This window comes from Microbacterium sp. NPDC090007, from assembly GCF_044748345.1.
Lineage (GTDB): Bacteria > Actinomycetota > Actinomycetes > Actinomycetales > Microbacteriaceae > Microbacterium.
Genome location: NZ_JBIVFV010000006.1, coordinates 15,334 through 36,062, shown reverse-complemented (window position 1 = coordinate 36,062; position 20,729 = coordinate 15,334). Strand labels below are relative to the sequence as shown.

The following is a 20,729-nucleotide window of genomic DNA, read 5'->3' as shown; positions in this document are numbered from 1 at the left end:
ATGTAGAACTCATCCCCGGCCACGCCCTGCACGAACGCGATCTCGTACCCGTCCGAACCGGACGCACCCCCGGACGAGGACGATCCACCGGAACACCCGGCGAGGACGAGGGTGGCTGCGGCGCCGAGGGTGGCGAACGCGAGAACCTTGTTGTTCCACTGCATTGTGATTGCCTGTTCTCTCTTGGTTGATGGCGGATGCCGGGCCTCAGCCGCGGCGTCCTCCGCTGACGAACTTGCGCCAGAGGCTCTGGGTGTTCCCGCGGGTCGCGGCGGTGCGACGCACCTGGTCGACGTACACCGCGGTGATCAGCACCGCGCCGACGGCGACCTGCTGCCAGAAGGGCTGCACGCCGGTGATGACGAAGCCGTTCTGCAGGACGGCGGGGATGAAGAGGCCGACCACGGTGCCGAAGATCGTTCCCACCCCGCCGAAGAGCGAGGTGCCGCCGATCACGACGGCCGCGATGACGTTGAGGTTGGTCTGCGACTGACCGGCGATCGCGGTCGTCGAGAACTGCGACAGGGCCAGGATGCCGGCCAGCCCGGCGAGCGCTCCCGACAGCGTGTAGACCGAGATGAGGTGACGGTCGACCTTCACGCCGACCCGACGGGCGGCGAGCTCGCTCGAGCCGACGGCGTAGGTGTAGAGGCCGAAGCGGGTGAAGTGCAGGACGATCGCGCCGATGACGACGACCACGAGGGCGATGACGCTGATGATCGGCAGCGACCCGAACACGTTGCCGTAGCCGATCGACACCGTCAGCACGGTCGGCACATCGCGGATGTCGACGCCGCCGGTGAGGATCTGCGCGAGGCCCAGCGCCATGCCGAGCGAGCCGAGCGTGACGATGAGCGGCGGGATCTTCGCCTTGGCGATGAGGAAGCCGTTGAGCAGCCCCCAGCACACGCCGCTCAGGATCGAGACCAGGATGCCGATGGTCGCCACGCCCCATCCCTCCCCGCCGAGCGCGCGCATCGTCAGGGCCGAGACGACCCCCGAGAACACGAGCACGGAGCCGATCGAGAGGTCGATGCCCGAGGTGATGATGATGTAGGTCATGCCCACGCCGAGGACCGCGAGGATCGAGGCGTTCTGGATGATGAGGCGGAAGTTCGACCACTGCGCGAACGAGTCCGGCGCCAGCGCGCTGAAGATCAGCACGATGACAATGAGGATGATGAGGATCTGGAAGGCCTGCGCCTTCAGCAATCCCGTGAAGAGATTCGGCCGCGAGTCGTCGAACGTGCCGATGGCCACCGTCTCGGTGGGAGGAGTCGTGGTGCTCACTTCTGGTCGTCCTTCGTGACGGCGCCGGTCATGAGTCCGACGAGTTCTTCCATGGAGGTGTCTTTCGCGGAGATGTTGGCGACGCGGGTGCCCAGGCGCAGGACCTGGATGCGGTCGCACACCTCCATCACGTGCGGCATCGAGTGCGAGATCAGCACGACCGCGATGCCCTTGTCGCGGACGCGCCGGATGGTCTCGAGCACGTTCTTGGTCTGGCGCACGCCGAGAGCGGCGGTCGGCTCGTCGAGGAAGACGAGCCGCCCGGCCCAGTGCACCGCGCGGGCGATCGCGATCGCCTGGCGCTGACCGCCCGACATCTCTCCCACCGGCGACGACAGCGAGCGCACGGTCGCGCCGAGCTCGTCGAAGGCGGCGCGTGAGGCGACGGCCATCTCCTTGGTCTTCATGAACCCCAGCGCGCCGGCGAGCCCCGGGCGACGGATCTCGCGACCCAGGTACATGTTCTGCACGGGGTCGAGGTGCGGCGCCAACGCCAGGTCCTGGTACACCGTTTCGATGCCGAGGGACGACGCGACCTGGGGGTTGGTCATCTCGATCGGGTTCCCGTCGAAGAGGATCTCGCCCTCGTCGACGGCGAGGTTTCCCGAGAGCGCCTTCACGAGCGTGGACTTGCCGGCGCCGTTGTCGCCGATGAGGGCGGTGACCTCGCCGGGGTAGACCTCGAAGTCGACGTTGCTGAGGGCGCGGACATGACCGAACTGACGCGACAGGCCGCGTGCCTGGAGCACGGGGACCGCCGTGGTGACTGACGACATCGTCAGCTCCTTTCCGTGGTGAGAAGAGAGGAAGAGAGGAACGCCTCGGCGACGTCCTCGAAAGAAGAAGGAGAGACCGCGAAGGCGGCGAACAACGCCGCTCCGTAGGCGGTGGCCTCGTCGTGGGTCGAGACGGTGACCTCGGGCAGCAGCGCCGAGCGCGAGCGGACGACGGATGCCATGGTCGACCAGCCTCCGGTCAGCACGGTCGAGGTCGGCGGCTCGACCTCGCGGTCCATCACCGCCATGCACTCGGCGAGCATGTCGTTGCCGTGGCGCAGCGACGCCGCGAACAGCTCGGCGGGACTGAGTCCGTCGCTCTGCGCGACGATCTTCAGCACGCCGTCATCGTTGCGGGCGCCCGAGACGGCGAGCCCGGCGCCCGAGACGGTGCCATCCACGGGAAGCGCCATCGTTTCGTCGTCGACGCGGGCCCGGCCCGTGGCATCCGTGATCCCGAGAAGCTGCAGCACGCGGCGCATGAGCAGGCCCGACTTCGTGCCCGCGAGCAGCACGTACTTGCCCGGGATGACGTGGCGCACGCAGTTGATGCCCGCGTGGGCGAGGCGCTCGCGCGCGGCGAACGGCAGCGTGTCGTCGAGCACGCGCACGAGGGCCTCGGCGGTACCCATCGAGTCGTAGAGCTGGCCCGTGTGCGTCGCGCCGACCGCGACGGCCGAGACGAGATGGTCGTGCCCCGCGATGGTGAGCGCGGCTCCCCGGAATCCCGCGGGCATGCCGGGGTCGCTCAGCGTGCCGACGGCCTCACCCGCGCTGACCAGCGTTCCGAGGATCGACGCGTCCACGCCGAGCACATCGAGCGCCGCCGGCCAGGGGGTGCTGTCGTCCTGATCGATGAGACCCGTGCGCGAGACGAGCGAGTACTCCGCCACCCGCGGACCGCCGAGCGCGTGCACGACGAACTCGGGCACGTTCACAAACGTGGTGCCCTCGAGCGCGATCCCCGCGTCGCGCAGGTGCAGCAGCTTCGAGATGGATGCCAACGGCCCCACCGGCAGCCCCGTGCGGCCGGGGAACTCGGCGCGAAATCGCTCGGGTGTCGCCGCGATCTGCGCCGCGCCCCGCGGGTCGAACCACGCCATGATCGGTGCCAGCGCGGAGCCCTCGGCATCCAGCAGCACGCCCGCCTCGGCCATGCCCGAGACGCCGAGTGCGACGATGCGGTAGTCGGCGTCCAGTCGCGCGTCGGCTTCGGCGGCGAGCTCGTGCACGAGCGCGATCGTCTCGGCGGCGGTCATCTCGGCCTGACCGTGGTCGAGGTTGGTCCACGGCGACCGGCGGCTGACGACCAGCACCTGACGTCCCTCGGGAGTGGCGACCAGCAGCTTGGTGCGGGTGGAGCCCATGTCGATTCCGACGACGTAATCGCTCATCGCACGTCACCACCGCGGAGGGTGCCCGGCCAGCCGTCGCCGGGGGCGGCGACGAGGATCTCGGCCCCGCCGGTCAGCCGCCACGCACCGAAAGCGTGGGGCACGGCGTAGACCTGGCCGCGCTCGACGTCGATCGATCCCGCGTCCGACACGAGGGCACCCGTCCCCTCGCGCACGAGCAGGACGGCGAAGCCGGCCTCGCGCGCCGCGGTCTCGCCGGCCGCGTCGAAGAGGCGGAAGTACGGGTCGGCGGTCGCGGGCAGGAGCGAGCGGAACACGGGTCCCGGCGGCATGGTGCCGACGGTGCTGACCAGGGCGTCCAGAGCCTCGGCATCCAGCTTCTCGGTCGAGACCGCGGGCATCACGGCGTCGAAGCCGAGGTCGAGATGCGACTCCTCACGGGTCGAGGTCGTGACCGACCACTCGAGCAGGATCGAGAAGTCGGTGGGCTCCTGCACCTCGGCGACGAAGATGCCGCCGTCGATCGCGTGCACGGTCCCGGCGGGCACCAGCACCCCCATCCCGGGGCGCACGACGACGCGGTTCATGCGCGAGAGCATCCACTCGCTGTCCTGGGCGTCACGGCGGCGGTCGAGCTCGTCGCGGTCGACGTCCTGGTTCCAGCCGACGTGCACGGCGCAGTCGTCTTCGGTCTCGAGCACGTACCAGGCCTCGGTCTTGCCGTAGGGGCAGTCGAGGTGCGCGGCGGCGAAATCGCGGCCGGGGTGCACGTGCACGGGGAGCCGCTGGCGCGCATCGAGGAGTTTGACCAGGATGCCGAGATCCGCGGCATCCCGTCCGCCGCGGGCCCCGACCCAGGCGGCGCGGTCCGCGGTGACCAGATCGCGCAGGAACGCGCCGTCGTCGGTCACCGCCAGGCCGATCTCGTCGGAGCCGAAGCGCGACACGGTCGAGCCGAGCCACTCCTCGGGCTGACGATCGGTCTCGGGGACGATTCCGCGCAGCGCCGCGATGCGGTCGCCACCCCGGTAGAAATGCTGCACGGGGTTGGGGGGCAGCAGGACGGGCTTCATGAGGGGGCTCCGAGAGGGACGACAGCCGAGGCGGCGACGTCGCCGACCGGCTCGGGGTGGACGGGGGCGAGGGCGATGGCGACGAGCGCGGGCGCCGGCTCGGTGAGGGCGGAGAGCGAGCTGAGCTCCTCCCGCGGCGCGGGCGATGACGTCGCGGATCCGGAGAGATGCACCGGATGCGGATCGATGAGGGCATTCCGTCCGAATCCGTCGCGCCCGTCCGGATCCGGGGAGGGCGCCGAGACCTCACCCGACCCGCGCGCCACCAGCCGAGTCGGCACGACGATCCGCTCCGGCCCCTGCTCCGGACGCACCGCGCGCTCGCGCAGCAGGCCGAACGCGGCGGTCGCCATCAGGCGCGGGTCGTGGTCGACGTAGGTGATGCCGGGCTCGAGCACCTCGGCGAGGGTGAAGTCGCCGAACGAGATGAGCGCCGGCATGCGCAGGCCCTTCGAGCGGATGGCGCGCACCGTGCCGATCGCTGCCAGGCTCGTGGCGCACAGCAGCGCGGTGGGGGCGTCGTCACGTTCGAGCAGTCGCGACGCCTCGGCGGCCTCCCCGCGGCCGAAGCGTTCGTTGGTGACGACGAGCGAGGGGTCGAACGGCAGGCCGGCGGCGGCCAGCGCGGAGCGATACCCGGCGAGCCGGTCGCTGACCGTCGGGTAGGGCACGTCCTCGCCCATGAATGCGACCCGGCGGTGCCCGTGCGCGATCAGGGCGGATGTCGCCTCGGCGGCCGCCCCGAAGTCGTCGATCACGACGGCGTCGATACCCGAGCGCACGCGGTCGATGCAGACCACGGGGAAGCGGGTGCGCAGCCCACCCAGGGTGGACACGGAGACGGCGACGGGCGCGACGATCAAGCCCCTCAGGCGGTGACCGGTCAGCCGGTCGAGCTGCACGACCTCACGTGCGGCGTCGTATCCGGTGCTGGCGAAGATCACGCTCAGGCCCTCGGCGACGGCGAGCTCCTCGATGACGCTGACGAACGCCGCGAAGAACGGGTCACTGATCGCATCGATCAGGATGCCGACGGTGTCGGCGTCGCGCCGCTTGAGCTCGCGGGCGCTGCGGTCGGGCACGAACCCCAGCTCGCGCACCGCACGGCGCACGCGTTCACGGGTAGGCGGCAGCACCCCTGCCTCGTCGTTGATGACGCGCGACACCGTCTTGGGGCTGACTCCGGCGGCGGTGGCGACATCGATGAGTCGGGCACGCGGACGCGGCGTCGCGGCCGGGGTGGCCGTCTCGTGCTCGTGCGTCATCGCTTCTCCGACATCGTTGTCTTTCGACCGGAGCCCTCCACCGGGCTTCGCTGAAGTCAGCATGAGACCCCGGGACAACGTTGTCAAGCACCAATGACATCGATGTCGAGGCCCAGCTTCCACGTCGCCCCCGGCGCGAGCTCGCGCAGCAAGCCCCTGGCCCGGGCGTCGGCACGCCCGAGGATCGTCGACGCCGTCGCCGGCTCGACGCCGAGTACCACCGAGCCCTCCCGCGCCACCCGCCACTGGAACATTCCCGGCAACACGGCGGTGTCGAACGAGATCCGGATGCCGAGCCCCGACCGCGCCACCACCTCGGCGCTGACGTGGCGATCAGTCGGCAGGACGTGCGCGAAGACCTGCTCCGGGTACGTCGCGGCGGGCTCGGGGAACTCCGCCCACGTCGCACGTCCCGACTCGGCGTCGGCATCGCGTGCGGTCACGTCGAGCGCCGGCGAGCGCAGCACGGAGCCGGCATCGACCAGCGGCCAGCCGAGGTTCACGTGGTAGAGCACCATCGGCTCCACGGGGCGCGAGCCCCGGTTCACGATCTCGTCGCGCAGCTCGACCCGCCCCTCGCCGAAGGGCAGACGCAGCCGTCTCCGCAACTCCAGATGCGCGCCGAGCACGGTGGCCTCGACGACCGTCGCCTCCACGACCACGGCGTCGCTCTGCACCTCGGCCCGGGTGACGGATGCCGACAGCCCGCTGTACCGCCCGTGCTGCGGATGCTCCCCCTCAGCGTCCGTCGACGGCGGGCCGAATGACAGCAGTCCGCACGTGGTGACGAGGCCACCACCGAACGAGGCCCCGAAGCCTCCGGCACCCGGCCGTGGCCACCCGGTGGGTGACACCCACGCGAGCGGCACGCCGCGGTGTCGCACCTGCCCGACGTCGAGGCCGCGGTCCGGCAGCAGCTCGACGTCGAGCTCTCCCGCGACGATGCGCAGGCGCCGGGTTCCGGCATCCGGTCCGTCGGTGCGAACCGACTGCTCCACCGACGCGACCTGCGCCGGTGAGCCCGCGCGCCGCAGCGCCTCGTCGATCGGTCGTCCGTACAGCTCGCCCATGAGCCCCGCCTTCCTCGCCGTGCCGAACCTGACGGTAGCAGTGATTGACAACGTTGTCTTGTGTCTCGCATACTGACCGTCGAGCGCAGAGCCGCGCCCCGACACGACGTCACGGAGACCCACACCCCATGTCGAAACCCCGCCTCAACCGACTCTTCAACGCGCACTCCGGTCGCGCGTTCGACGTCGCCGTCGACCACGGCGCGTTCCACGAGCCGTCCTTCCTCACCGGCATCGAAGACATGGCGAAGACCGTCGCCACCCTCGTCGACGCCGGTCCCGACGCCGTGCAGCTCACCCTCGGGCAGGCCCCGTTGCTGCAGTCCGTGCCCGGCAAGAACAAACCCGGCCTCGTGCTGCGCACCGACATCGCCAACGTCTACAACGACCCGCTCGAGGCGCCGCTGCACAGCATCCACGTCCCCGACGCGATCGAGGTCGCCGTCCGTCTCGACGCCGTCGCCGTGTGCGTCAACCTGCTCGACCTCCCCGGTGAGCCGCAGGTGCGCGAGCAGTGCATCCGCTCGATCCTGGCCCTGCGCACGGATGCCGAGAGGTACGCCATGCCGCTCATGATCGAGCCCCTCGTCATGCAGACCACGCCCGGGCGCGGCGGTTACGGCGTCGACGGCGACACCGCCAAGGTCGTCACCCTCGTCCGTCAGGCGCGCGAACTCGGAGCGGACCTCATCAAGGCCGACCCCACCGACGACATCTCGCATTACCACCGGGTGATCCAGGCCGCGGGCGACACCCCCGTGCTCGTGCGCGGCGGCGGCCGCGTCGACGACCGCACGCTGCTCGAACGTACGCGGGCGGTGCTGGAGCAGGGCGCGCGCGGCATCGTCTACGGCCGCAACGTCATCCAGCACCGTCATCCGGCCGGCATCACCGCGGCGCTCATGGCCGTCGTGCACGACGACGCCTCGGTCGACGAGGCCCTGACCCTCATCGGTGACGGCCGATGAGCGCCCCCGCGATCGATACCCCCACCCCCGAAGGAGACAGCGCATGACCGGCAAGAAGATCGGCGTCGGCATCATCGGCGGCGGCCTCATGGGTCGCGAGATCGCTGCGGCGCTGCGGCGCTGGCCCGCCCTGATCGATCACCCCGCCGAGCCCGAGCTCGTCGCGGTGTGCGACATCAACCCGGCGGCGCTCCCGTTCTTCGAGCGCATCGACACCGTGCAGCTGACCACCACCGACCACCACGAGCTGCTCGCCGACCCTCGCGTCGACGTCGTCTACATCGCGGTGCGTCACGACCTGCACGAGCGCCTGTACGTCGACACCGTGCGCGCCGGCAAGGCTCTGCTGGCCGAGAAGCCCTTCGGCATCGACCGCGCCGCCGCCGACGCGGTCGTCGCCGCGATCGAGGAGAACCCTCAGTCGTTCGTGCGCGTCTCGAGCGAGATGCCGTTCTTCCCCGGCGCCCAGTGGGCCGTCGACTACGTGCGGGCGGGGGGCCTCGGCCGCATCGTCGAGGCGAAGTGCACGTTCCTCCACTCCAGCGACATCGACGTGAACAAGCCCCTCAACTGGAAGCGGCAGAAGCAGTTCTGCGGCGATGCCGGCGTGCTGAACGACCTCGGCATGCACACCTGGCACGTCCCGTTGCGCCTGGGCTGGACACCCGAGAAGGTCATCGGCATCCTGCAGGACATCGTCACCGAGCGCCCCGGCCCCGACGGTTCGCCGCAACCGTGCGACACCTGGGACAACGCCGTCATCCATTCCTGGGCCCGTCACGACGGCGCACCGTTCCCGCTGACCACCGAGACCAAGCGCATCGCGCCGGGGCAGAAGAACACCTGGGAGTTCGAGGCCATCGGCATGTCGGGCGGCGTGCGCTTCAGCACCAAGAACCCCAAACAGGTCGAGGTGTTCGCTTTCGTCGACGTGCCCGGCGTCGGCCGCGAGCAGAGCTGGCAGAGCGTGGATGCCGGGAGCCAGTCGGTCTGGCCCACGGTGACGGGGCCGAACTTCGAATCCGGATTCTCGGATGCCATCCTGCAGATGTGGGCGGCCTTCCTCGCCGAATACCTGGGCGAGCTGGGTGACGGGTTCGGCTGCGTGCGCCCCGAAGAGGCCGCGCTCACGCACCGCCTGTTCGCCGCCGCGATCGCCTCGCACGAGACGGGCGTGCTGGTCGCCCCCGACGCGTGATCGCGCGACGCGGGGCCCCGGCGCGCCACCGGGTCCCCGCCTCACCACCCCGGGGCGGGCGCACTCCCTATGCTCGGAGGATGCCGTCGTTGTACGGCGGTTCGAGGAGACGCATGCACAAGACCGGTCGGCCCACGATGATCGACGTCGCCGCCGACGCCGGAGTCAGCCTGAAGACCGTCTCCCGGGTCGTCAACGGGGAGTCGGGCGTCGACCCGGCCATGATCGAGCGGGTGCGCGCGGCGGTCGCGCGGCTCGGGTACCACCGCAACTCCCTCGCCGCGAGCCTGCGCTCGGGCAACCGCGACACGATCGGTTTCATCGCCGCCGACCTGTCCAACACCTTCTACATGGCCGTCGCGGCGGCGGTCTCCCAGGTCGCCACCCGTGAGCGCCTGCACCTGGTGATGGCCTCGAGCGAAGAAGACGCCGACCTCGAGCGCACGCTCGCCCTCGACATGTGCCAGCGCCAGGTGGGCGGCCTCATCGTGGTCCCCACCGCGGCCGATCACTCCTACCTCGCTCGAGAGGTCGAGCTCGGCACGCCCGTGGTGTTCCTCGACCGCCCCGGCAGCGGCATCCCCGCCGACGCGATCCTGCTCGACAACCGCGGCGGGGCGCGCGACGCCGTGGCCGAACTGCTCGAGGCGGGTCACCGCCGCGTCGCCGTGCTTCTCGACGCGCCCACCATCTACACGATGGCCGAGCGCCGAGAGGGTGTGCGCGACGCCTTCGCCGCGGCGGGGCGGGAGCTCGATCCCGCCCTGGTTGTCGAGGGTCTGCACACCCCCGCCGACGCACGCGACGCGATGGCGCGCCTGCTCGATTCCGCCGACCCGCCCACCGCGGTGTTCTGCACGAACAACCGACTCACCATCGGTGCACTCGAGACGATCCTCCCGCGCGGTGCCGACGTCGCCATCGCCGGCTTCGACGACTTCGAGCTGTCGCGCCTGCTCCCCCGCCGCATCCGCCTCGTCGACTACGACATCGCCGATCTCGGCACCCGCGCGACCGAAACGCTCCTGGCCCGGGGCGCCGATCCGGCTACCGGCTCGCACACGCATCTGGTGCCCACGCGCCTCGTGGACCGCGGGGGTATCCGCTGATCCCTCCCCGCAACAGGGTGAGTTCTCCCACGTAAGCGGGTGAATACTGCGGTGAACGAGGGCGCGATCCGCCGCTCGCCCCGCGAGAGCACCGCCGGCCGGGCCGCACCCGCCCCGATAGTCGTTCGGGTGACCGACGCTCCCCCGCTCCCTCCCCCGACCATCGTCCGGCACCCCCGCGCAGACGACGGCGGCCGTCCATGACGTCGTCGCTCCCCCACGTGGTCATGCTCACCAACGCCGTGGCGCCCGACAAGCTCGGCGGCCTCGAACGCTACGTGCGCGAGCTGTCCCGCGGGCTCGTCGCCGCGGGCGCCTCGGTCACAGTCGTCGCCAAGCGCACGGCGGCCGATCAGCCCGAAGACGAGCGGGGGACGGACGGCGTCCGCATCCGCCGCTACAGCCCTCCGCCCAAGACCGATCCACTCTTCGCCCTGCGCTACCCGCACGTCATCGTGAGCGGGGTCCGCGCGCACCTCGATCGGGCTCGGGCCGACGGTCACGGACGCCCGGCGATCCTGCACGGGCACTTCCCAGTCCCGCTGCTCGGGCTCGCGCGCACCCGACAGACGTACGTGTACACGTGCCACGCGCCCGTCCACCGGGAGCTGCTGTCCGAGCGCCGCGAGTCGTACGCCCTTCCCCGTCCCGTCCGCGCGACGGCGGTCGCGGGGCTGCGCGGCACCGAGCGCCTCGTGTTGCGGCGGGCGCACACGCTCGTCACACTCAGCACCTTCGTACGCGACGAGGTCGCCGCCCTCGACCGCCGTTGCGGCGAACGCGTGCAGCCCATTCCGGGCGGGCTCGACACCGACTGGTTCCGCCCGGCAGCCGTCCCTCCCCCTCCGCTCGACCCGCGCGCTCCGGTGCTGTTCACCGCGCGGCGATTGGTCGAGCGCACCGGCGTCGACGCCCTCGTCGAGGCCATGCCCGCCGTGCTCGCGCAGGCCCCGGGAGCCCGGCTCGACATCGCCGGCACCGGCCCCCTGGCGCCCTCGCTGGAGCGGCGCATCATCGAGCTCGGACTCGGCGGACACGTGCACCTGCTCGGCCGGCTGTCCGAGACCGATCTGCGCGATCACTACCGTCGCGCCGACCTCGCGATCACCCCCACGCGGGCGATGGAGGGCTTCGGCCTGTCCACGGCCGAGGCCCTCGCCTGCGGCACCCTCGCCGTGGTCAGCCCGGTCGGCGCCAACCCGGAGGTGGTGTCCGGTCTCTCGCCCACCCTCGTCGCCCGCAGCTCTTCTCCCCCCGACCTCGCCGCGGCGATCACCTCGGTCCTGCGCTCACCGGACCTCGACGCCCTGCGCGCGCGCACGCGTTCGCACGTGCACCCCCGATGGGCGTGGCACGCCGTGGTCGACGACCATCTCGCGCTCTACGACCGCGTCCCCGTCGCACGATGACACCGGGCATCCTGGCGCTGGTGCCCACGATCAGCCCGCAGCGGATCCGCGCCGCAGGGCCTTGGCTGCGCGCACTCCGCGCCGAGGGCATCGACGTGCACATCGTCGCCAACGCCGCGTCGGTGGCATCCCTGGCTTCCTCGTGGGAGGCACCGCTCATCGACTCGCGCGCCAACCCGGGGTTCGCGCGCTCGATCGGTGCGGCCGTCGCCGCGGTCGCCGAGCCGGAGTGGGTCGTGCTGCTCAACGACGACCTCGTGATGCCCGAGGACGCACCCGCGCGGATCCGTTCCGTCCTGTGCGCAGCCCCGTCTGCGGGCGGCTGCGACATCGTGTACTTCGATCCCGAGCCCCAGCGCCCGCTGCCCGGACGATGGGGCGTCTTCGCCACTCTCTCGCTCGTCGAACCCGTCCTGCGACGCCTCACCCCCTCCTCGCATCGCGCACGGGTGCGCCCCGGCTACAAGTCGTTCAGCGCCGTCGCCGTCCGTTACCGCACCTGGGCGGAGTTGGGCGGACTCGATCGGCGCTTCGTGTTCTGCTTCGAGGACGCCTTCTTCGTCCGCGCCCATCTCGCTCGCGGCGGCAGCACGCCGCGATCCGTCGACGTCGGCGTCTCGCACCACAAGTCGTCGACCACCTCGCGCCACATCGCCCACGTCCTGCCGGCCGTGGCCTTCTCGGCGCGCACGTACCTCGAAGCGGTGGGCGTGCACCCGCGTGCGGCCGACGCGGTCGTGGTGGCGGCTCTGCTGGTGCGGGTGCCGCTGGCGCTGTTCGGCTCCGCCTCGCCGCGGGCGCACGTGCGCGGCGTCTCGCGCGCGATCGGTGCGATCGTGCGCCGCCGCGAACCCTCCCTGCCCGCCTATGAGCTCCTCTGAGTCCGTGCCGACGCAGACGTGGATGCCGATCGCCGCCGCCGCGATCGACGTCCGGGGCCACGCCGCATTCGACCCGCGCGTCGAGGTCGTCCTCCTGCCCGTCGACGGCCGGGACCCCCTGGCGCTGCTCGGCGCCGGCGCCCGCGTCTGGCGCGACCTGGTCGGGGCGCACCCCGCGGCCCGGGACGCGCTGCGTTCGGACGACGTGCCGCTCATCCGGGAGCTCGTGTCCGCGCGCCTGGTGGCGGAGGGCGCGGAGCACCCCGACGCTGTGCGCTCCCTACCCCGCGCCCGCTTCCCCTCGCCGCTGCACGAACTCGTGCACGTGGTCGTCGCGCGGGTCGCCGTGCGCAGCGGCATCCGCTGCGTGTTCGTCAAGGGACCCACGCTCTTCGATCAGCGGCTGCGCGAGCGGGAGCACTCGGGCGACGTGGACGTGTGGTGCGACCCCGACCGCTGGGTCGATCTCATCGACGCGCTCGAGCGACACGGGTGGACCCGCGAACCGGATCCCTGGTGGGGGACGCCCGTGGGCCACTCCGCGACGCTGACACCCGGCACGTGGGGATGCCAGATCGACGTGCATCGCCGCATGCCGGGGACGACGCTCGACGACGCCGGCGCCTTCTCACGCGTATACGCGGAGTCCGTACCGACGTCGATCGCGGGGGTGAGCGTCCTCGTCCCCTCGCGGGAGGCGCACGCGGTGATCGCCGCCCTGCACGCGGCACGCCCGGAGGTGGGCCGCACGCCCCGCGAGCACGGGTTCGCGCTCGCGGCCGAGTTCTTGCGCCGCGTGGACGATCCGGTCGGCGCGTGCGACCGCCTCGGCGCGGTCCCCGCCCTGCGCGCAGCGCTGCGACAGATCGTGACGGATGCCGAGATCCCCGCCTCCGAGGGCCTCCCGCGCGACTGATGGTGGCGGGCACGACCCGATCGGGCGCGGGCGTATCTCGCGGCGTTGGGGGAGCACGGCCTCCGCACCCGCGTGTCACTGCTGTGGCGACTGGTCTGGCCCTCGGCCGAGGTGGCCATCGAGTCGGCTCGTCGCGCGGGTCGCGGGGATCAGGGCGTTCTCCGCGCGAGGTGGGATCGGATGCGACGGGGGATCACGGCCCTTCTCTCGAGCGGAGGCGGAGGCGGTCGGTCCGATCCGCGCTCGGGCGTCAGTCCAGACGATCTGCCGTCGACCACGGGCTCCGCGCGGCCGTGAACGCATCACCTCCCGGGTCGACGAGCGAGGTCGCACGGACCGCGGTCGCCTCGCCGACGAGCACGAACAGCGGAACCACGAAGCAGGCCGACAGGGGCCCCCACCCCGTGAGGCGAAGTGTGGTCTCGGTGGCGCACAGCACGAGCATGCCGAGCAGGAAGGCCCCGGCGACGAAAAGCTGACGACGGTCGCCGAGTCGGTCGGCTCCCCGCCATGAGAACACCAGGACGACCAGAACAGCTGCGACCGTGACCGCTCCTCCCGTCACGAGGAGCGTCAGCAGGGTGTTGTGAGCGTGACTGGCGGCGGTCGACAGCGCCCTCGACAGCTCGGCGTAGTGGTCGGCGTAGAAGTAGACGCCGCGCCCCCAGAGCGCGTTCCCCTGGAGCAGGTCGATGTTGTACATCCAGATCTCGCCGCGATACGTGTACGCCGCGGGGTCGGTCTCGCCGAAGGGGATGCGGGCGACGAACCCCGCGGCGACGATCAGCCCCGCCGGAAGCACCACGCGGAAGGCGATGCGGGGCAGCATCCGCCCCAGCAGGATCGCCACGAGCACCACGCAGGCACCGAACAGGGCGGTGCGCGACGACGAGAGCACCAGGGCCCACGCGATGGGGACCACGAGCGCCCAGCGCACGACGAACCCCTTCTCGAGGAACACGAGGGGCAGCGAGGCCGTGAGGAACAACCCGAAGGTGTTCGAGTGCGAGAAGATCCCCGCCAGCAGGGGCGCGCCCGTGATCGATTTCTCGGCGTGCGCGAGGCCCGCCGACATCAGCACGCGCTCGGGGTCGAGGACCATCCCGATGACGGAGGCCGCCGCCACGATCGCGCCGATTCGACCGACGACGACCAGATCTCCGAATTTCACCCGCTGGGTGATGACGAGGACGCCCGCCAGGGCGGGGACGAGCAGGGCGGGACCGAGGGGGCGATCGTGCACGAACTCGTCGGCGACGATCACGATCGAGGGCAGGGCGACGACGGAGAGGGCGACGGCATCGATCCGGGACCACAGCATCGCGGACAGCAGCGCCACGATCGCGACCAGGGGTATCACGGCGTTGGTGACGGCCGTGGTCGCTGCGACCAGGGGACGGGATGCCGTGACCGCCCCCTCGACGTAGTGGGCGCGGTCGGTGGTGACGGCCTCGACGACCGGCTGCGCGAGCGAGGCCAGCGCCAGCAGGACGACCACCGACCGCCGCCGCCGGTCATCCTTTTCTCGCCCGTGCCGCTCCCCGCGCCGGCGACCGGCGCCCTCGCGTGTGCTCGCTAGCGTGCTCATCGCCCGAAACATACAACCCGAGGAGAAGGCGCGTGCCGACGCTCGAATCCCGCGCGCCCAGGCGAGGCGGCGCGCTGGCGTTGCTCTGCGCGCAGTGGGGCAAATACGCCGTGCAGGTCGGCGGGATCATCCTGCTCGCCCGCCTGATCGACCCCGCCGACTTCGGACTCGTCTCGCTCGGCCTCGCCCTCGCCGGCTTCGCGGCCGTGCTTGGCGACTTCGGGCTGAGCCTCGCCGCCCTGCGCGCCCCCTCCCTGTCGCCCGCGCAGCGCGACCTGCTCTTCTGGATCAACACCGGCGTGGGAGTGGCCGCCGCAGCGGCGGTCACGGTCGCGGCCGGGCCGGCGAGCGCGGCCTTCGGCGACCCGCGCCTCGCGAGCGTCCTGCTGCTGTTGGCACCCGCATTCGCGCTGCGCTCAGCGAGCGTCCAGTACCGCGTCGAGCTCAATCGGTCCGGCCGTCTCGGCACCCTCGCCGCGGTGGAGTTCTGCGGCGACGCCCTCGGCCTGGTCGCGGCGGCGGTTCTGGCCGTGAACGGGTACGGCGTCGTCGGACTCTCGGCGCAGGGGACGATCGCGGCGGCGATCACGTTGGCGGCCGCCGTCTGCTGCGCGGGATGGATGCCGCGACTCCCGCGGCGCGGCGTCGCCGTCCGCAGCCTCCTGGCGTTCGGGGGCAACACGTTCGTCGTGCACCTGCTGAACTACGCGTCGGCCAACGTCGGCACCGTGGCCGTCGGCGCCATATCGGGCTCCGGACTACTCGGTTTGTTCAGCCGGGCGAACCAACTGGTGAATCTGCCGCTCGAGCAGCTCGCGAGTCCCCTCACGCGCATCGTCATCCCCGCCCTGGCACGGGCGAACGGTGCGGACGAGGTGCAGGATCGTCTGCGGCGGTTCCAGGTGCTGCTGTGTTTCCCGGTGCTCGGTTACCTCAGTCTGCTCGCCTCGACGGCCGCACCGGCGATCCACCTCATCCTGGGGGCCGGGTGGGAGCCCGCGGCGGTGTTCGTCCCCGTCCTCGCCGTCGGCGCGGTGTTCCAGACGGTGGGCTACGTCGGGTACTGGGCCTTCGTGGCGCGGGGGCGACCGGGACTCATCCTCGGCGCCGAGGCGGTGGGGCGCAGCGTCATGATCGTCCTCGCCGTCCTCTGGGCTCCCGGCGGGCCGCTCTGGGTCGCCGGCGCCATCGCCCTCGGACACGCGATGGTCTGGGTGGGATCCACCTTCGTCTTCCTCCCGCGCGCGGGGATCTCGGGTCTCGCGCTGGCGCGGTCGGCGACGAAGGCCGTCGCCGTGTTCTTCGCCGCGTGGGCGGGGACGACGACGTTCGAGCTGGCCGTGGCATCCGCGTGGGATCCGCTCCCGCGACTGCTCGCCCTGGGCGGCGTCTGGCTGGTGGTCGCGGTCACCGCCAGTGCACTTCTCACGCGGTCCGACCTCGCCACGATCCGTGACGTCATCCGCCCCTCCCGTCCGGACCGGGGATGAGCGGGCGTCGCCGGAGGTGTCAGGCTCGACCGGGGCCGGAAGGAACACGGATGCACATCGCCAGTGTCACGCGCAGCGTGCCCTATGACGGCATCCCGCACGCGGGCGGCGACTACGTCCTGCGACATGCACACGCCCTGCGGGCGATGGGCCACTCGGTGACCTTCATCGCCCCCGACACCATCGAGAACCGCCGCGCCATCGAGCGGGGGGCTCCCGCCGACGAGGTCGTGCTCTACCCGGCCCGCTCGATCGCACATCCTCACCCCCTCGAGCGGCTCCGCCGCCGCCTCTCGCCCGCGCGGGTCGGACGCGACGAGCATCGGGGGCTGTCGCGCTCGGCGGTCGCTCGCGCCGCGCTCGCCGCGGCCGATGTCGTGGAGTACCAGTGGACCCAGTCGGGCGACCTCGGCGGTGCGGTGGCGCGATACGCCACACCGCGCGCGCGCCGCGTGCTGGTGCTGCACGACGTCATGACCCAGCAGGTGACGCGCCAGCGCGACAACGGGCGCGACGGGCGCACCGCCCGCCTCGTCCGGTCGATCAAGGTCGTCCTCGTCCGCCGTGCCGAACGGCGCGCGATCTCACGCGTGGACATCGCGATCGTCTTCAGCGACAAGGACGCGCGCGCGGCGCGAGCCCTCGCGCCCGCGACGGTCGCCGTCGAGGTGGTCCGTCCGCCGCTGGCGGGTGGGGTCGACGTCGCCGCCGTCTGCCGCGGCGACCGGGACAAAGGGGACCGGCCCCTCGAGGTGCTGTACGTCGGCTGGTTCCGCCGCGCCGACAACGCCCGCGCGGCGATGTGGCTGTGCTGCGAGGTGTGGCCCCACGTCCGGGCGGCCCGCCCCGAGGCCCGCCTCACCCTGGCGGGGGCCGATCCGACCGCCGAGATGCACGCCGCGGCATCCCCCGGCATGGGGATCGAGATCACCGGGTACCAGGCGAGTCTCGACGCGTTCTACGCCCGCGCGGACGTCGCTGCCGTGCCGGTCCTCGACGGGGCGGGCGTGAAGTTCAAGACCGTCCTGGCCATGCTCCGGCAGCTCCCCGTGGTCTCGACCTCGGTCGGCCTCGAGGGCATCACCGACGACCCCGCGCTGGTCTGGAGCGAGACAGATGACCCACGGGCCTTCGCCGCGGCCCTGCTCGACGCCGCGGACCGACCCGAAGACGCTGCGCGAGTCGGGCGGGCCGCTCGTGCGTGGGCGTCGCGGGAATTCTCCGAGCAGACCTACCGCGAGACGCTCGCGCGGCTCATCGACCGTCCCGAGCCCTGATCCGTCCGACCCTCAGGAGTCCCCCGTGCCCGCAGAGCCCCGCTTCGTCGTCGTCTCCCCCGTCAACGACGACGACACCCTCGACCGGTGTCTGGCCGCCTCCCCCGACGTGGTGTCGGGACGCATCCCCCTCCGGGTCGTCCGCGATGCGCGCTCGGCCAACGGCGTGATTGCCGAGGCGTTGCGCCGGACCGCCGACGGATTCGTCGTCTACGCCCATCAGGACGTCTACCTACCCCGCGGATTCTTCGAGCAGCTCGCCGCGCGGTTGGCGGTCCTCGACGAGCTCGACCCGGCGTGGGCGGTCGCGGGTCCGATCGGTCGCGACGCTGCGCACCTGACGCACGGCACGGTGTGGAGCACCGACCGGGGCCGGGTCGTCGGCGCGCCGATCGCGCGGCCGGCGGCGGTGCAATGCCTCGACGAGTGCCTGTTGATCCTTCGGGCCGGTGACCTGGCCCTGGTCGACCTCGGGGTGCCCGGCTTCCACCTGTACGGCGTCGACCTGGTGCAGATGGGGCGTCTGCAGGGGCGGCGATCGTACGCACTGCCGCTCGACATCGTGCATCACGCCAAGCCGATCACCTCGCTCGGGGGCGGATACGCGCGGGCGCATCGTTACATGCGGCTGAAGTGGACGGCGCGCTTGCCGATGACGACGCTGATCGCGCCGCTCGAGCGGGTGCCCTGGAAGCTCTGGAAGATGCGCCTGGGGGCTCGGCTGCGCGCGCGATTCGTACCGATGCGCCACGACTACGGGCAGCAGAGCGACCCCCGCCGCATCGCCCGCGAGCTGCGGTACGAGTGAGTCCGGCTCAGCCCCACGCGCGGGCGAGCGCCCGCGCCTGAGACCGCGCGTCCCGCGGGCCCAGGTACTCCCGCCACCCGCGGCGGTTCTCGGCGCTCCACGCGGCGAACCGTCCCGCGCGCACGGCGTGCACTACACCGTCGATGCCCGCATCCAGGTCGAGGGCGGGCGGCAGATCGGGGAGCGCAGAGATGCGCCGCGCGAGGATCGGGAGGCCGAGGGCGGCGGCATCCAGGATCGCAATCGGAAAGCCCTCCCACGCCGCGGTGTGCAGATAGAGGTCCGTGCCGTCCAACTCCCGGCGGACGCCCTCAGAACCGAGCCAGCCCGTGACGCGGATGCCGGAGCCGGACGGACCGTCTCCGATCCACGTCGCCCGCACCGCGCATCCGAACAGGGCTGTGCGCAGGCGGTCGACGCGTTCGTGGAAGAACGTCGGGTCCTTCTGCGGCGACCAGCGGCCGAGCATCGCGACGCGCAGCACGCCGCTCTCGCGCAGGCCCCCGGGCCGAGCGCCGGCGCCGGCGGCGGCGGCGACTGAGGCGAGGTTCGGAACGACGAGCGCCCGCTCCCGTGCGATCCCCAGGCTCAGGGCTTCGCGCTCCTCCCCCGGACCGCAGGCGGCCAGCACAGTCATCCGGCCGGCGAGAACCCGCTCGATCGTACGGAACACGGCGCGCCGAGAAGGGTCGACGTCGGCCCGGGCGAACGCGAAACCGTGCGGGGTGTAGACCACCCGGGTCCGGGGCGCGTGGCGCAGCAGCCGCACGTACGCACCGGGGAAGCTGGAGTGGGCGTGCACGACGTCGAAGCGCCCGCCGCGCAGGATCCCGCGCAGGCTGCGGAGGGCGCGTGCGGGTGTGGAGCCATCCCACTCGACGTGCAGCGCATCAAGATCCGCGAAGGCCCCCGCGGGTCGCCCCTCGACGAAGGGCGAAACGATGACGTGCGCATAGGCCGGTGACGAGGTGCGCACGTAGCTGCCCACCGCCACGGGCACGCCGCCGGTCGTGCGATCGGTGACGTGCACGACGACGCGTGGGGAGGGAGCCGAGGTCACGTCGCGACGTTAGAGAGCCGCGACCGCGCGTCGCGACCGGGTCGGGGCGATGCCGCCCGTCGGGGAGCACGCTTCACCCGGCGTCTCGCCCCCGGCATCCATATGGCTCGTCAAAGGCGCGGCAGGGCACGCGAGCGCCCCCGTCAAGGCCGTGCGCCCCGGGGCGGGCTCTGCCTAGCGTCGAGGCATGACTTCCGATCGCGACCAGTTCACCTTCGACAACCCCGTCACCCGCTACCCCCGTGTCGAACCGCCGGTGCAGCACCAGCCCGAGCCGGGCGTGCAGGCCGACATGACCCCTGTTCCCGACCTCGGCGAGAAGACGTACCGCGGGCTCGGCCGCCTGCAGGGGCGGAAGGCGCTCATCACGGGCGGCGACTCGGGGATCGGCGGGGCGGTCGCGATCGCCTTCGCACGCGAGGGCGCCGATGTGGCGATCGTGCACCTCTCCGATGAGCAGCGCGACGCCGATCACATCCTCGAGGTGATCCGGGATGCCGGCCGCACCGGCGTCTCGATCGCGACCGACATCACCGACCCGGGCGCGTGCCGCGAGCTCGTCGACCGCGCGGCGGAGGCGCTGGGCGGTCTCGACATCGTGGTGAACAACGCGGGCAAGCAGGTGATGGTCGAGAAGGTCGACGACCTCTCCGACGAGCAGTTCGAGCAGACGTTCCGCACGAACGTTTTCGCCCCCTTCTGGATCACCAAGGCCGCGCTCGCACATCTGCCCGAGGGCGGCACGATCATCAACACCGCCTCGCTCGAGGCCTACGTGCCCGCGCCCGACCGCCTCGACTACGCCGCCACCAAGGCCGCGATCAACAACCTGTCCAAGGGTCTGGCGCAGCAGTTGGCTCCGCGCGGCATCCGGGTCAACGTGGTCGCCCCGGGGCCGACGTGGTCGGCGCTGCAGGTGAGCCAGGGCGTCTCGGACGACCAGATGGAGCACTTCGACGACGAGAGCACGTACCAGCGGGCCGGCCAGCCGGCCGAGATCGCCCCGGCGTTCGTCTTCCTCGCCTCGTCCGAGTCGAGCTACGTCTCGGGAGAGACCCTCAACGTCAACGGCGGCATGGTCACCCCCTGACGCTGCGGGCCGGATTCCGGATCGATCGCCCCGAGCCCGTCGACGCGGCGCCGTCGACGCTCGTGCGCATCGATCCTCCGGAATCCGGCCCACCCCGCGCGCGCTT

18 protein-coding genes are annotated in these 20,729 nt (G+C 71.9%); 10 read left to right on the top strand and 8 right to left on the bottom strand.

Going from position 1 to position 20,729, the window contains the following annotated elements; genetic code table 11:
• Positions 1-207: 207 nt before the first annotated feature.
• From ACIPVB_RS15375 to ACIPVB_RS15350, 6 genes are all read right to left on the bottom strand, one after another.
• Positions 208-1,290 (bottom strand): ABC transporter permease, encoded by a 1,083-nt coding sequence (locus ACIPVB_RS15375; protein ID WP_400370046.1) that lies wholly within the window; start codon positions 1,288-1,290, stop codon positions 208-210.
• Positions 1,287-2,066: an ATP-binding cassette domain-containing protein gene (locus ACIPVB_RS15370; protein ID WP_400370045.1), complete on the bottom strand. Its 780-nt coding sequence runs from the start codon at positions 2,064-2,066 to the stop codon at positions 1,287-1,289. Before ACIPVB_RS15370 ends, ACIPVB_RS15375 begins: the two co-directional genes overlap by 4 nt.
• A 2-nt stretch (positions 2,067-2,068) precedes the next feature.
• Positions 2,069-3,460, bottom strand: coding sequence for an L-fuculokinase (locus ACIPVB_RS15365; protein ID WP_400370043.1), 1,392 nt, complete (start codon positions 3,458-3,460; stop codon positions 2,069-2,071).
• Positions 3,457-4,494, bottom strand: a complete 1,038-nt coding sequence (locus tag ACIPVB_RS15360) for a hypothetical protein (protein ID WP_400370041.1) — start codon at positions 4,492-4,494, stop codon at positions 3,457-3,459. Before ACIPVB_RS15360 ends, ACIPVB_RS15365 begins: the two co-directional genes overlap by 4 nt.
• Positions 4,491-5,759, bottom strand: coding sequence for a LacI family DNA-binding transcriptional regulator (locus tag ACIPVB_RS15355; protein WP_400370040.1), 1,269 nt, complete (start codon positions 5,757-5,759; stop codon positions 4,491-4,493). Before ACIPVB_RS15355 ends, ACIPVB_RS15360 begins: the two co-directional genes overlap by 4 nt.
• A gap of 83 nt (positions 5,760-5,842) precedes the next feature.
• Positions 5,843-6,829: a DUF4432 family protein gene (locus ACIPVB_RS15350; RefSeq protein ID WP_400370039.1), complete on the bottom strand. Its 987-nt coding sequence runs from the start codon at positions 6,827-6,829 to the stop codon at positions 5,843-5,845.
• Positions 6,830-6,957: 128 nt separating this feature from the next.
• On the opposite strand from ACIPVB_RS15350, the gene ACIPVB_RS15345 reads away from it, so the two are divergent.
• The 6 genes from ACIPVB_RS15345 (at position 6,958) to ACIPVB_RS15320 (ending at position 13,310) form a co-directional block, all read left to right on the top strand.
• On the top strand, positions 6,958-7,797 hold the full coding sequence (locus tag ACIPVB_RS15345) for a class I fructose-bisphosphate aldolase (RefSeq protein WP_400370038.1): 840 nt from the start codon (positions 6,958-6,960) through the stop codon (positions 7,795-7,797).
• A 43-nt stretch (positions 7,798-7,840) separates the two neighbouring features.
• Positions 7,841-8,995: a Gfo/Idh/MocA family protein gene (locus tag ACIPVB_RS15340; RefSeq protein WP_400370037.1), complete on the top strand. Its 1,155-nt coding sequence runs from the start codon at positions 7,841-7,843 to the stop codon at positions 8,993-8,995.
• Positions 8,996-9,108: 113 nt separating this feature from the next.
• Positions 9,109-10,104 carry a LacI family DNA-binding transcriptional regulator gene (locus ACIPVB_RS15335; RefSeq protein WP_400370036.1) on the top strand — a complete coding sequence of 332 codons (996 nt, stop codon included), beginning with the start codon at positions 9,109-9,111 and terminating at the stop codon, positions 10,102-10,104.
• 200 nt (positions 10,105-10,304) lie between these two features.
• Positions 10,305-11,513 (top strand): glycosyltransferase family 4 protein, encoded by a 1,209-nt coding sequence (locus ACIPVB_RS15330; RefSeq protein WP_400370034.1) that lies wholly within the window; start codon positions 10,305-10,307, stop codon positions 11,511-11,513.
• Entirely contained in the window at positions 11,510-12,394 is an 885-nt protein-coding gene (locus tag ACIPVB_RS15325; protein WP_400370033.1) for a hypothetical protein, read from the top strand. The genes ACIPVB_RS15330 and ACIPVB_RS15325 overlap by 4 nt, the downstream gene beginning before the upstream one ends.
• A gap of 4 nt (positions 12,395-12,398) precedes the next feature.
• Positions 12,399-13,310, top strand: a complete 912-nt coding sequence (locus tag ACIPVB_RS15320; RefSeq protein WP_400370031.1) for a nucleotidyltransferase family protein — start codon at positions 12,399-12,401, stop codon at positions 13,308-13,310.
• A 250-nt stretch (positions 13,311-13,560) separates the two neighbouring features.
• Here ACIPVB_RS15320 and ACIPVB_RS15315 read toward each other — a convergent pair whose 3' ends face one another.
• Positions 13,561-14,808 (bottom strand): O-antigen ligase family protein, encoded by a 1,248-nt coding sequence (locus ACIPVB_RS15315; protein WP_400370029.1) that lies wholly within the window; start codon positions 14,806-14,808, stop codon positions 13,561-13,563.
• 122 nt (positions 14,809-14,930) lie between these two features.
• On the opposite strand from ACIPVB_RS15315, the gene ACIPVB_RS15310 reads away from it, so the two are divergent.
• Genes ACIPVB_RS15310 through ACIPVB_RS15300 form a run of 3 tightly spaced genes read left to right on the top strand, consistent with a single transcriptional unit; the run spans position 14,931 to position 18,473 of the window.
• On the top strand, positions 14,931-16,388 hold the full coding sequence (locus tag ACIPVB_RS15310) for an oligosaccharide flippase family protein (protein WP_400370028.1): 1,458 nt from the start codon (positions 14,931-14,933) through the stop codon (positions 16,386-16,388).
• A 50-nt stretch (positions 16,389-16,438) separates the two neighbouring features.
• A complete protein-coding gene (locus ACIPVB_RS15305; RefSeq protein ID WP_400370026.1) occupies positions 16,439-17,665 on the top strand; it encodes a glycosyltransferase in 1,227 nt (408 codons plus the stop codon).
• A gap of 25 nt (positions 17,666-17,690) precedes the next feature.
• Entirely contained in the window at positions 17,691-18,473 is a 783-nt protein-coding gene (locus ACIPVB_RS15300) for a hypothetical protein (protein ID WP_400370025.1), read from the top strand.
• Between the two features lie 7 nt (positions 18,474-18,480).
• Here ACIPVB_RS15300 and ACIPVB_RS15295 read toward each other — a convergent pair whose 3' ends face one another.
• Positions 18,481-19,533 (bottom strand): glycosyltransferase, encoded by a 1,053-nt coding sequence (locus ACIPVB_RS15295; RefSeq protein WP_400370024.1) that lies wholly within the window; start codon positions 19,531-19,533, stop codon positions 18,481-18,483.
• 187 nt (positions 19,534-19,720) lie between these two features.
• Between ACIPVB_RS15295 and ACIPVB_RS15290 the strand changes: the two genes are divergently transcribed.
• Positions 19,721-20,623, top strand: coding sequence for an SDR family oxidoreductase (locus ACIPVB_RS15290; RefSeq protein ID WP_400370023.1), 903 nt, complete (start codon positions 19,721-19,723; stop codon positions 20,621-20,623).
• Positions 20,624-20,729: the final 106 nt, after the last annotated feature.

Coding starts and splice junctions, on each gene's coding strand:
- ACIPVB_RS15330 (WP_400370034.1), top strand. CDS start 10,305: ATGACGTCGTCGCTCCCCCACGTGGTCATGCTCACCAACGCCGTGGCG.
- ACIPVB_RS15365 (WP_400370043.1), bottom strand. CDS start 3,460: ATGAGCGATTACGTCGTCGGAATCGACATGGGCTCCACCCGCACCAAG.
- ACIPVB_RS15290 (WP_400370023.1), top strand. CDS start 19,721: ATGACTTCCGATCGCGACCAGTTCACCTTCGACAACCCCGTCACCCGC.
- ACIPVB_RS15345 (WP_400370038.1), top strand. CDS start 6,958: ATGTCGAAACCCCGCCTCAACCGACTCTTCAACGCGCACTCCGGTCGC.
- ACIPVB_RS15350 (WP_400370039.1), bottom strand. CDS start 6,829: ATGGGCGAGCTGTACGGACGACCGATCGACGAGGCGCTGCGGCGCGCG.
- ACIPVB_RS15355 (WP_400370040.1), bottom strand. CDS start 5,759: ATGACGCACGAGCACGAGACGGCCACCCCGGCCGCGACGCCGCGTCCG.
- ACIPVB_RS15370 (WP_400370045.1), bottom strand. CDS start 2,066: ATGTCGTCAGTCACCACGGCGGTCCCCGTGCTCCAGGCACGCGGCCTG.
- ACIPVB_RS15305 (WP_400370026.1), top strand. CDS start 16,439: ATGCACATCGCCAGTGTCACGCGCAGCGTGCCCTATGACGGCATCCCG.
- ACIPVB_RS15360 (WP_400370041.1), bottom strand. CDS start 4,494: ATGAAGCCCGTCCTGCTGCCCCCCAACCCCGTGCAGCATTTCTACCGG.
- ACIPVB_RS15335 (WP_400370036.1), top strand. CDS start 9,109: ATGCACAAGACCGGTCGGCCCACGATGATCGACGTCGCCGCCGACGCC.
- ACIPVB_RS15340 (WP_400370037.1), top strand. CDS start 7,841: ATGACCGGCAAGAAGATCGGCGTCGGCATCATCGGCGGCGGCCTCATG.
- ACIPVB_RS15325 (WP_400370033.1), top strand. CDS start 11,510: ATGACACCGGGCATCCTGGCGCTGGTGCCCACGATCAGCCCGCAGCGG.